Annotated in this window: 10 protein-coding genes; 9 read left to right on the top strand and 1 reads right to left on the bottom strand. The window is 74.0% G+C overall.

Going from position 1 to position 10,952, the window contains the following annotated elements; translation table 11 throughout:
- Positions 1-44: 44 nt before the first annotated feature.
- The 6 genes from QC282_RS15565 to QC282_RS15540 all read left to right on the top strand — a co-directional run bounded on the left by QC282_RS15565 (position 45) and on the right by QC282_RS15540 (position 6,894).
- Positions 45-1,562, top strand: a complete 1,518-nt coding sequence (locus QC282_RS15565; RefSeq protein ID WP_279549976.1) for an acyl-CoA synthetase — start codon at positions 45-47, stop codon at positions 1,560-1,562.
- A gap of 699 nt (positions 1,563-2,261) precedes the next feature.
- A complete protein-coding gene (locus tag QC282_RS15560) occupies positions 2,262-2,372 on the top strand; it encodes a keywimysin-related RiPP (protein ID WP_107063896.1) in 111 nt (36 codons plus the stop codon).
- 26 nt (positions 2,373-2,398) lie between these two features.
- A complete protein-coding gene (locus QC282_RS15555; RefSeq protein ID WP_279549975.1) occupies positions 2,399-4,255 on the top strand; it encodes a lasso peptide isopeptide bond-forming cyclase in 1,857 nt (618 codons plus the stop codon).
- A 109-nt stretch (positions 4,256-4,364) separates the two neighbouring features.
- Positions 4,365-4,619 carry a lasso peptide biosynthesis PqqD family chaperone gene (locus QC282_RS15550; RefSeq protein ID WP_279549974.1) on the top strand — a complete coding sequence of 85 codons (255 nt, stop codon included), beginning with the start codon at positions 4,365-4,367 and terminating at the stop codon, positions 4,617-4,619.
- On the top strand, positions 4,616-5,050 hold the full coding sequence (locus QC282_RS15545; RefSeq protein WP_279549973.1) for a lasso peptide biosynthesis B2 protein: 435 nt from the start codon (positions 4,616-4,618) through the stop codon (positions 5,048-5,050). Before QC282_RS15550 ends, QC282_RS15545 begins: the two co-directional genes overlap by 4 nt.
- Before the next feature lie 110 nt (positions 5,051-5,160).
- A complete protein-coding gene (locus QC282_RS15540; protein ID WP_279550025.1) occupies positions 5,161-6,894 on the top strand; it encodes an ABC transporter ATP-binding protein in 1,734 nt (577 codons plus the stop codon).
- A 42-nt stretch (positions 6,895-6,936) separates the two neighbouring features.
- Here the strand turns inward: QC282_RS15540 and QC282_RS15535 are convergent, their stop codons facing one another.
- Entirely contained in the window at positions 6,937-8,670 is a 1,734-nt protein-coding gene (locus tag QC282_RS15535) for a sulfatase (RefSeq protein WP_279549972.1), read from the bottom strand.
- A 308-nt stretch (positions 8,671-8,978) separates the two neighbouring features.
- Between QC282_RS15535 and QC282_RS15530 the strand changes: the two genes are divergently transcribed.
- From QC282_RS15530 to QC282_RS15520, 3 genes are all read left to right on the top strand, one after another.
- Entirely contained in the window at positions 8,979-9,221 is a 243-nt protein-coding gene (locus QC282_RS15530; RefSeq protein WP_279549971.1) for a DUF397 domain-containing protein, read from the top strand.
- A 161-nt stretch (positions 9,222-9,382) separates the two neighbouring features.
- Positions 9,383-10,285, top strand: a complete 903-nt coding sequence (locus tag QC282_RS15525; protein WP_279549970.1) for a universal stress protein — start codon at positions 9,383-9,385, stop codon at positions 10,283-10,285.
- Positions 10,286-10,453: 168 nt separating this feature from the next.
- Complete coding sequence (locus QC282_RS15520) at positions 10,454-10,951, top strand: hypothetical protein (protein ID WP_279549969.1); 498 nt, start codon at positions 10,454-10,456, stop codon at positions 10,949-10,951.
- Position 10,952 lies beyond the last annotated feature (1 nt).

The raw sequence follows: 10,952 nt of genomic DNA, 5'->3' as shown, positions 1-10,952 counted from the left end.
CGGCGTCTTGACCTCCCCGGGCGGCCCACGCAGGATCGGCTGACATGACGTCCGGACACGGCAGCACGGTCGACGGGGTGCTGCGGCGCAGCGCCCGGCGCACTCCCGCCCGCGTGGCGGTGGAGTACGGGGAACGCACCTGGACCTACGGCGAACTCGACACCGCCGTCTCCCGCGCGGCGGGCCTGCTCCGCGCGCGGGGACTGTCCCCGGGCGACCGGGTCGGCGCCTACGGCCACAACTCCGACGCCTACCTCATCGCCTTCCTCGCGTGCGCCCGCGCCGGGCTCGTGCACGTGCCGGTCAACCAGAACCTCACCGGCGACGACCTCGCCTACATCGTCGGCCAGTCCGGCAGTTCGCTGGTGCTCGCCGACCCCGACCTCGCGGACCGGCTCCCCGACGGCGTGCCCGTGCTGCCGCTGCGCGACACCGACGACGCCCTGCTGACGCGGCTGGCGACGGCGACGCCGTACGACGGGCCCGAGCCGGGCGGCGAGGACCTGGTGCAGCTGCTCTACACCTCGGGCACCACCGCCCTGCCGAAGGGCGCGATGATGACGCACCGCGCGCTGGTGCACGAGTACCTGAGCGCCGTCACCGCCCTCGACCTGCGCGCCGGCGACCGGCCCGTGCACGCGCTGCCGCTGTACCACTCGGCGCAGATGCACGTGTTCCTGCTGCCGTACCTCGCGGTCGGCGCGACCAGCATCGTCCTCGACGCGCCCGACGGCGACCGCATCCTCGACCTGGTCGAACAGGGCCGCGTGGACAGCCTGTTCGCGCCGCCCACCGTATGGATCGCCCTCGCCAACCGGCCCGACTTCGCCACCCGTGACCTCGACGGCCTGCGCAAGGCGTACTACGGCGCGTCCATCATGCCGGTGCCCGTGCTGGAGCGGCTGCGGGAACGGCTCCCTCGGCTGGCGTTCTACAACTGCTTCGGCCAGAGCGAGATCGGCCCCCTGGCCACCGTCCTCGGGCCCGACGAGCACGAGGGACGCATGGACTCCTGCGGCCGTCCCGTCCTGTTCGTCGAGGCGCGCGTGGTCGACGAGGACGGCAAGGACGCGCCCGACGGCACACCGGGCGAAGTCGTCTACCGGTCACCGCAGTTGTGCGAGGGCTACTGGGACAAGCCCGAGGAGACCGCCGAGGCCTTCCGGGACGGCTGGTTCCACTCCGGCGACCTCGCGGTGCGCGACGCGGACGGCTACCTCACGATCGTGGACCGCGTGAAGGACGTCATCAACTCCGGCGGTGTGCTGGTCGCCTCGCGCCAGGTCGAGGACGCCCTCTACACCCACGAGTCGGTCGCCGAGGTCGCGGTCGTCGGCCTGCCCGACGACCACTGGATCGAGGCGGTCACGGCCGTCGTCGTGCCGCGCGGCGAGGTCACGGAGGCGGAACTGATCGCCCACGCCCGCGAGAAACTCCCCTCCTTCAAGGCCCCCAAGCGCGTCCTGTTCGTCCCGGGACTGCCCCGCAACGCCAGCGGCAAGATCCTCAAACGGGAACTGCGGGACCGCTTCGCGCAGGGCCGGGCCGTGTCCGCGAAGTAACACCTGCCGCGCGACACCCGGCACGCCCACTTCCCCCGGCTCGACGACCCGGAGTGGTTCGTGCGCCGTGTCGCCGCATTCCTCGACGGGCGGGGCGGCGATCTGCCCGCGGCAGAGCGGGACTTGGCGGCGTCCTCTCGCAGGACACGGTCCCCGGCATGGACACCGAACCGCGGACCGTTCACGCCAACGGCATCACCCTCGCGTACCGGGTCGGGGGGCCCGAGGACGCGGCGCCCGTCCTGCTGCTGCCCTGCCGGGGCGCCGACGGGGCGGACGGGACGGAGATCGCCGGCGGCGTGAGCCCGCAGGGCCGTAGGCCACGGCCCTGCCGGTCTTCGCGGCACCAGGTCGGTGGACCGCACGCGTCCCGTGAGCGGTTGCGTTCCCGGTACGCAGTGCGCCGGGCGGCGCCCCCGCACTCCGCGTGCACGGTCCGGCCGCCACTTCGCCCGGTACGCCGACCGAACCGTCCAGGTCAGCAGGCCCGTGCCGCTCAACAGCCGCCCCCCGCCACCCCCCTGCGGACGCGGCCGGGCCTGCGGGAGGGGGGAACGACGCCCGGAGAAGACCCTTTGGGGTCCGCTGATATGACTTGTGGCGTGCGTCTTGCCCGTGCCATGTGCCGCCCCGCTAGCTGGTGTCACAGCCGCCGGCCGCACAGTAGGCCGACGGTACCGCTCACATCGAGGTGATGGCATGAAGAAGGCGTACGAGGCCCCCACGCTCGTCCGGCTGGGATCCTTCCGCGAGAAGACCGGGCTGCTGCAGCGCAACGGCAACGACCGTCTGATCCTCAGCAAGAACTGACGGCGACCGGCACGTAACGGGACTCCATGTCCGACATGCACGAGAGTGCGGAACGGGACCGCGGCGACGCCCACTTCGTGGTCTTCCCCGACTGCGAGGAGGCGGCCGCCGCGGCCCGCTTCTTCCGCCACCCCGGTACCCGCGTCCTGGCCCACGCCTCGGGCCGGCCCTGGCTGATCGGCCACTGGTCCGGCACGGAGATCATCACGGCCCGCGCCGGCGGCACGGCCCTCGCCGCCGTCGGATGGTGCGCGGCCGACCCGCAGCAGCTCGAACGCCGGGCGGCGCGGCTGCGTGACCTCACCGAACTCGACGCCCTGGCCCGGTCCCTGCCGGGCAGCTTCCACCTGATCGCCACCCACGAGGGGCAGCTCAGGGTGCAGGGCAGCGCCTCCGGGCTGCGGCTGGTCTTCCACGCGCGCGTCGGCGGCGTCCAGGTGGCCGCCACGAGCGCGGACCTGCTCGCCACGGCCCTGGACAGCAGGCCCGACACCGGCCAGCTGGCCACCCGGCTCCTGTGGCCCGTCCCGCACCCGCTGTACGAGACCTCGGTCTGGCAGGGCGTCGACGCGGTCTCCCCCGAGGACGCCCTGATCGTCTCCGCCGACGGACAGCGGGTCCGCAGATCACGCTGGTGGCACCCACCCGAGCCGACCCGCACCCTCACGCAGGGCGCGCCGGCCGTCCGCGAGGCGCTGGCCGAGGCCGTGGACCTCCGGACCCGGCCGGGCGGCGTGGTCAGCTGCGACCTGTCCGGCGGCCTGGACTCCACCTCCGTCTGCTTCCTGGCCGCCCGCTCCACCGCCTCCGTGGTGGCCGCGACCTGGCCCGGACGGGACCCCGCGGACACCGACCTGGCCTGGGCCAGGCAGGCGGCGGACCACCTGCCGAAGGTCGACCACGTCGTCTGGGACGCGGACGCGTCGGCCCTGGTCTACTCGGACCTGCTCGGCATCGACGACCTGCTCGACGAGCCGACCATCGGCGTGATGGACCGCTCACGCGTCCTGCAACAGCTGCCGTGGCTGGCCGAACGCGGCAGCCGGGCGCACCTCACCGGCATCGGCGGCGACCACGTCGCCTGGTGCTCGGAGGCGTACTACCACCGGCTGCTGCGCACCCGCCCGCTGTTCGCGCTGCGCCAACTGCGCGGCTTCCGCGCCCTGTGGACCTGGCCGCTCGGCGCGACGGCGCGCGCCCTCGCCGACTCCCGCACGTACCCGGGCTGGCTGGCCGACTCCGTCCGCCACCTGCGCGCCCTCATGCCGGAGTCCTCCGTGACCGGCAGCCTCGGCTGGGGGATGTCGCCCCGCCTGTTCCCCTGGATGACCTCCGAGACGGAACGGCTGGCGCGGCAGGCCCTGCTCGCCTCGGCCGCGCAGGCCCGCCCGCTGCACCCGGACCGTGGCCTGCACACCGACCTGGAACTGATCCGCACCTGCACCCGCATCATCCGCCAGTGGGAACGGATGGCCACCCGAGCGGGACTTCCGATGGCGTCCCCCTACCTGGACGACCGCGTGATCGAGGCGTGCCTGGCGGTCCGGCCGGACGACCGCGTCACGCCCTGGCAGTACAAACCCGTGCTCACCGAGGCGATGCGCGGTGTCGTCCCGGACGAGTGCCTGCGGCGTGCCAACAAGGCCGAGGCGTCGATGGACGCGTCGGACGGGCTGCGCCGCCACCGGGGCGACCTGATGACCCTGTGGACCGACTCCCGGCTGGAACGCCTCGGCCTGGTGGACGGCGAGGAACTGCGCCGGCTCGCACAGCGGCCCAACGCGCCGGGCCTGCGCGACGCCATCCTCTACTCCACCATCGCGTGCGAGGTGTGGCTGCGCGCCCGGGACCGCGCACCACGTCCGGAATCCACCGTCGGATGACGGACGACACCGTCGGATGACGGATGAGGGATGACGGATGACGGACGACACCGCCGGACGACCGAATGCACCGTCGGACGACCGAAGACAGCAGAAAGGCGCCGACCACATGACGCTCCGATTCCACACCGACGTCTCCACCGCCGAGACCCAGTACGGCACGGTCCTCCTCGACCAGCGCACCGGTGAGTACTGGGAACTCAACCCCACGGGCGCGCTGGTGGTGCGGACACTCATGGACGACGGCGACGAGACGGCCGCGATCACGGCGCTCGTCGCGCAGTTCGACATCGACCACGACCGCGCGGAACAGGACGTGACGGCACTGGTGCGCGACCTCCGGAACGCGGGGCTGGCCTCATGACCACACCCAGCGCCCTGGACCGGCCCACCGGCGTCCCTCTCGCCCGGCGACTGGCCGCCCGCCTCGTCCTGGTGCCCGCGCTGGTGCTGTCGTTCCTGCCGCCGCGCCACATCCGCGCCGTGCTCCAGCAGGCACGCCGGGGCGCGCGCCCCGCCACTCCCGCACAGGCCGCGGCGGCCCGCGAGGCACTGTGCGCCGTGAGCCTGCGCTGCGCGGGACCCCGCGGCTGCCTGCCGCGCTCACTGGGCGCCGCCCTGCTGTGCCGGATGTACGGCGCCTGGCCCACCTGGTGCACCGGGGTCCGCAAGGTGCCGCCGTTCTCCGCCCACGCCTGGATCGAGGCCGACGGCCGTCCCGTCGGAGAAGGCGTCCCGGACGACTACTTCGCGCGGCTGGTGACGGTGGCCCCGGCGCGGCGGGCGGGGACGTGACCGACACCGCCGTAGCGGACGAGGCCCCGGTCGGTACCGGCCCGGACGACTGCGCGGCGCGGGGGCGGGAGTCGAGCGCGGGCCGGACGACGGGAGGTTCGGTCGCCTCCCTGTTCCGTCTGACGTCCGGTCACCGGCCAGGCATCGCCGTGGCGACCGGGCTGACCCTGGCCGCGTCGGCCGTCGGGCTCGCCCAGCCGCTCGTCGCCAAGCACGTCGTGGACTCCAGCGCCCGCGGTGAGGTGCTGTGGCCGTTCCTGCTGCTCCTGTCCGGCCTCTTCGTCGCCGAGGCCGCCGCGGGGGCGACCGGCCGGTTCCTGCTGGACCGCATGGGTGAGGGCGTGGTCCGCATGGTGCGCCACGGACTCGTCTCGCGGCTGCTGCGGCTGGAGATGCGGGAGGTGGACCGGCGCCGCCGCGGCGACCTGGTCTCCCGCGTCACCGCCGACACCACCCTGCTGCGGGACGTCGTGTCGCAGGCCCTGGTCGACCTCCTCACCGGCTGCCTCGTCTCGGCCGGTGCGCTGCTGCTGATGCTGTGGCTGGACCCGCTGCTGCTGCTCCTCGTCGTGGCGACGGTCGCCCTCGCCGCAGCCGTCGTCGCCACGCTCCTGAAGGGAATGCGGGTGGCGTCGGAGCACATGCAGTCCTCCGTGGGCGCCGTCGCCGCGGAACTGGAACGCGCCCTCGCCGCGCTGCCGGTGGTGCGGGTGTACCGCGCCGAGGAGCGAGAGGCGCGCCGCATCGGCGAGCGGGTGGACTCGGCCTACCGCTCGGGCGTACGGGCGGCGAAGCTGGCCGCGGTCATGAGCAGCGCCGTCGAACTCGCCGTCCAGGGCTCCTTCCTGCTCGTCCTGGTCGTCGGCGGCATGCGGGTCGGGAACGGGGGAGCGGACTCCCTCGGAGACCTGGTCGCCTTCCTGCTGTACGCGTCGTACCTGGTGATGCCCCTGTCGTCGGTGTTCCGCGCCATCGGCCTGATCCAGCGCGGCACGGGGGCGTACCTGAGGATCGACGAAGCCCTCGCCCTTCCCGAGGAACCCGCACAGCAGCCCGGCCGCACGGCCCCCGGCACACCGCCGACCGCGGCCCCCGCGCTGGAACTGACGGACGTCCGCTTCGCCTACGTCCCGGACCGGCCGGTGCTGCGCGGGGCGACCTTCACCGTGCCGCGGCGCGGACTCGTGGCCCTCGTCGGCCGCTCGGGAGCCGGCAAGAGCACACTCTTCTCACTGATCGCGCGTCTCTACGACCCCGACGCCGGGACCATCCGGTTCGACGGCCGCCCGGCAACGGCCCTGAGCCGCCGGGAGAGCCGCGCGGGCATCGCCCTCGTGGACCAGAACACCCACGTGCTGGAGGGCACACTCCGGGAGAACATCACCTACGCCGCCCTCGACGCCACCGACGACGACATCCTCCGCGTCGTACGGCTGACCCGGCTCGACCACGTGGTGCGGCGGCTGCCCGGCGGCCTGGACGGCAGACTGGGCGACCACGGCGGCACCCTCTCCGCGGGAGAACGCCAGCGCGTCGCCCTGGCCCGCGCCCTGCTCGCCCGGCCCCGGCTGCTCCTTCTCGACGAGCACACCTCGCACCTGGACGCCGTCAACGAGACGGCACTGACCCGGGCGTTGAGCGACGTCAGCCGGGACTGCGCGGTCCTCGTCATCGCCCACCGGCTCTCCACCGTGCAGCACGCCGACCGGATCGTCGTCCTCGAAGACGGCCGCACGGTGGCCTCCGGCCGCCACGACGAACTCCTCGCGACCAGCCCGGCCTACCGCGAACTGGCCACCACACACGTCCTGCGCGGGGGTGCGCCGGACACCGGCGAGCGGTGATCCACCGGGCAGGCGCACGTCCGGCGACGGCGGCCGTCCCGCTCAGCGGGCCGGCCGCCGCGGTCCGTACGCCGTCATGAAGCGGTCCCGGAAGCGGTCCATGCCCCAACGCGGCGCGTCCGGCGCCGGTTTGAGGCCCTCCGTCCAGCCCCAGCCGGAGACACGGTCCAGCACCTTCGGGTCCTTGGCGACGATGGTGACCGGCACGTCCCGGCTGGTGCTGCCCGCGGTGACCGTGGGCACCGGCTGGTGGTCGCCGAGGAAGACCAGGACCGTGTCCTCGTCGCCGTAGCGCTCCATCCACCCGGTCAGGCTGCGCAGCGAGTACTCGATCGCCTTCCGGTACTCCACGCGCACGCTCCCGGCGTCCTTCCAGACCTCCTTCGGGTCCTTGCCCTCCTTCTTGATCCGGTGGAACACCGACCCGTCACCCAGGTCCTCCCAGTCGACCATCCGGGCCATCGGCGCCCACGGGTTGTGGCTGGAGGCCAGGATGATCTCCGCCATGACCGGGTCGCGGTTCTTCCTGCCGTGTTCGAGCCGCTCGAAGGCCTCCATGCTGAACTGGTCGGGCACCGGCGTCCAGCTGAAGTGCGGCCCCCGGTAGCCGAGTCGCTCCGAGTCGTAGATGTGCTCCAGGCCGAAGTACCGGCCCTCCGGCCAGGCCCGCCGGACCCCGGGGACGATACCGACCGTGCGCCACGCCCCCGTCCTGCGGAAGTAGCTGGTGAGGGTCATGCGGTCACTGGTGGTCAGGGTCCGGTACCGCTGCTCGTTCTTGATCCACAGGCCGGACAGGAACGTCGAGTGCGCGAGCCAGCTTCCGGCGCCCGTCACCGGCGACGTGAGCCAGCCGCTGCGCGACGCGAACCCGGCCGCCCGCAGCGACGCGGTGCCCTCCCGCAGCACCGCGTCGGTCCGCTCCGCCATCGCCGGGTCGTCGATCGCCGTACGGCCGTAGGACTCGATGAACGTGAACAGCACGTCCTTGCCGCGCAGTCCCGTCAGCAGCCGGTCCGGCGGCGTGCCGGCGAACGCGTCCACCGCCGCCTGCCGCTCGAAGACCCGGGCGTCCCTGAGCCCCGCCCGCACCTGCGCCACCCGGTTGCCGAGGAACTCCGCGTTGCCCTTGGTCGCGACCGGCACCCCCGCGACCTGCACGCCCAGCGTGACGCAGGTGATCCAGGCCGTACCGAGGACCAGCGTCGTACGGCCCGCCACGGCGCGGTGACGGGCCATCAGGCTGGTCAGCCGCACCACGGCGAGCGTCGTGAGCACGAGCAGCGCGACGAACAGCACGAGCACCCCGGTCACGGCCAGCACCTGGCCGGTGCGCCCGGACGACTCCCGCAGGAAGTCCGTCGCGTCGTCGAGCAGGACCCAGTCCAGCACCAGGTCGAAGGGCCGCGCCAGCACCTGGTAGAAGCCCATGTCCACGAACTTCAGGACGGTGAGCAGACCGAGGAGGACCCCCGAGAGCACGGCCGTGATCCGCCGGGGCTTCGGCGGCAGCGCCAGCAGCAGCCCGGCGAGCAGGACGCCCTCGGCGGGGACGCGCAGGAACGCGCCGACGCCGAGCCGTCCCAGACGGTTGGGCAGCAGCAGCGCGAAGAGCACGAGCGCGCCTGCCAGGACCGTGGTCGCCACCCGGGCGCCCCTGGCCACGCGCGGACACCTGCGCCGCAGGTCGAACCGGCCCACCGGCTCCACGTCCCGCGCGGCGGGGGCGGGGGGACTGTCCGACGTCTCCACGAGACCGGTTTGCGAACGCGACACCCGATGTCCTTCCCCTGCCCGGCGACGGCACGACGAACAGGCCCGCTCGCCCGGGCCCGCCACCACCAGTACGTCGGCGCACCGCCTCCCGTTCAATCACCGCAGCCGCCGGTTCACCCGCTCGCCCGGCCGCCCCCACCGACGGGACACGTGAGGCGCGTGACGGCTCACGGGACGCGGGAGACCGGACGCGGGCCTTCCGGCAGGCCTTCACGAAGGGTTCGGAAAGGTACCCCTCACGTGGCCTGTTGGCGTCACGCACCGGTCGCTAGGCTGACCGCGGACGACGAAACGGGAGGAGCACGGACGTGGCGGAGAGCATCACTCAGCAGCGCCCGCTCACGGGCTGGGACAAGCCGGAGCTGGACCTCAGCAACGCGCAGTGGCAGTCGAGCAGCCGGGGCCTGGGGGACGTCCAGATCGCCTTCGTCGAGGGCTTCATCGCCATGCGGAACAGCGCCCGCCCGGAGAGCCCTTCCCTGATCTTCACCCCGGCGGAGTGGGGCGCCTTCGTGTCGGGCGCCCGGGAAGGGGAGTTCGACCTCACCTGACCCGGCACGCCCCGCACCGGCGGCACCGGCCCGCACGGACCGGCCGAACCGGGGGTGTCACCGGCGATTTTCCGGACACGCGACCTCGCGCACGGTCCCCGGGGCATGCCTGAGCGAGGCTGGCCCCAGGAGCGGAACAGCGTGACCCGGAGGTGAGAACCATGAGCACTCTGCCGGTCGTCGCGGCGGTCGACGGTTCGGACGACAGCCTGCGCGCCCTGGACTGGGCCGCCGACGCCGCCCGCCGGCGCGGCGCCCCGCTGCGCGTGGCCCACGTCCGGCAGTACGCCGCCTGGGCGCAGCTCGACACCCTGGTCACCGCACCGCCCGACGCCGGCGCCGACCCGGTCCTCGACCAGGCACGCGGCCGGCTGGCGGACCGTTCGGACGCCCCGGCCACGGAGTACGTGCTGCTGGAGGGCGCCCCGAGCGCGGTGCTGCCCGAACTGGGCACGAGCGCCCAGCTGTTGGTGCTCGGCTCCCGCGGCCGAGGCGGCTTCGCGAGCCTGCTGCTCGGCTCCAACGGCATGGCCGCCGCCCGCGACGCCGAGTGCCCCGTCGTCGTGGTGCCCCGCCCGGGCCGCGAGGTGCACGGCGACGAGCCCGACGCACCCGGCCCCCAGGTGGTGGCCGGCCTGAACATGGACAGCCCCGACGAGGCCACCCTCGCGTTCGCCTTCGCCGAGGCCGCCCTGCGCGGCGCCCGCCTCCGGGCGGCCGTCGCCTACCCGTGGCCGCCGCCGGCCTGGCTGGTCCCCGGCGAACTCGCGCCCCCGCTGATCGACCAGACGGCCATCGAGAGCGAGACCCGCGCCCTCGCCGAGGGCTTCCTCGCCCCGCACCGCGCCCGCCACCCCGAGGTGCGGGCCGACGCGTACGTGGTGCCCGGCGACGCGGCCGGCGCGCTCGTCGCCGCGTCCCGGGGCGCCGACCTGGTCGTCGTGGGACGCCACCGGCGCCGCCTGCTGGCCCCGGCCCGCATGATGGGCTCGGTCACGCACGCCGTCCTGCTGCACGCGGCGAGCCCCGTCGCGGTCGTGCCGCCGACACCGCCGGAGGAGTGACGCGCGCGAGCCCGCGGGAGACGGCACCGGGGAACGGCACGGCGCCGGACGGCGGCGGGCCGGCCCGGCCGCACGGCGCGGCCCGGCCGGCCCGCGGACCGTGCCGGACCTGCTGTTCACGGTCCGCCCGGGCGACACCGGGCGGCCTCGTGCACGTACCATGGCGGCATGTCGTTCCTCCGCCGCCGCAGCGCAACGCCCGCCGGGCCCGACTTCGACGTACTGGCCATGGACCCGGGCGACTGGCCCGGAAACCTGGGCGCCGGGCTGCTGCCCGCCCCCGACGGCACCTGCCAGGGCGTCTTCCTGCGCTACGACCTGTTCGGCGGCCGCGGCCCCGCGATGATCATCGGCAACCTGCCGGAGGGCTCCCCGGCCCGCGAGGTCCCCGAGGGCCAGGTCCCCTTCGAGGTCGCCCAGCTGCTGCTCGCCCTGGAGAACGACGAGGAGATCACCGTCACCGGCACCGAGGACGTGCCGGTGATGCAGGGCGACAACCTCCTGATCGTGCGGCGCGTCAAGCTCTCCGAGAGCCGGATCTCCTGCGTCCAGTTCGACCGCAGCGACAACGTCCTGGTGACCATCGCCGCCTGGGACCGCCCCATCACCGACGACCTGTACGCGCTGCTCAAGCCGCTGCCCGCCGAGCTCTTCCAGCAGGGCTGAG

This window comes from Streptomyces sp. DH24 (genome assembly GCF_029813775.1).
GTDB lineage: Bacteria > Actinomycetota > Actinomycetes > Streptomycetales > Streptomycetaceae > Streptomyces.
This window is presented reverse-complemented; position numbering and strand designations above follow the sequence as displayed.

Excerpts from the sequence above, each read along its gene's own strand:
- QC282_RS15545 (WP_279549973.1), top strand. The coding sequence starts at position 4,616 with ATGACCACACCCAGCGCCCTGGACCGGCCCACCGGCGTCCCTCTCGCC.
- QC282_RS15565 (WP_279549976.1), top strand. The coding sequence starts at position 45 with ATGACGTCCGGACACGGCAGCACGGTCGACGGGGTGCTGCGGCGCAGC.
- QC282_RS15525 (WP_279549970.1), top strand. The coding sequence starts at position 9,383 with ATGAGCACTCTGCCGGTCGTCGCGGCGGTCGACGGTTCGGACGACAGC.
- QC282_RS15520 (WP_279549969.1), top strand. The coding sequence starts at position 10,454 with ATGTCGTTCCTCCGCCGCCGCAGCGCAACGCCCGCCGGGCCCGACTTC.
- QC282_RS15560 (WP_107063896.1), top strand. The coding sequence starts at position 2,262 with ATGAAGAAGGCGTACGAGGCCCCCACGCTCGTCCGGCTGGGATCCTTC.
- QC282_RS15550 (WP_279549974.1), top strand. The coding sequence starts at position 4,365 with ATGACGCTCCGATTCCACACCGACGTCTCCACCGCCGAGACCCAGTAC.
- QC282_RS15555 (WP_279549975.1), top strand. The coding sequence starts at position 2,399 with ATGTCCGACATGCACGAGAGTGCGGAACGGGACCGCGGCGACGCCCAC.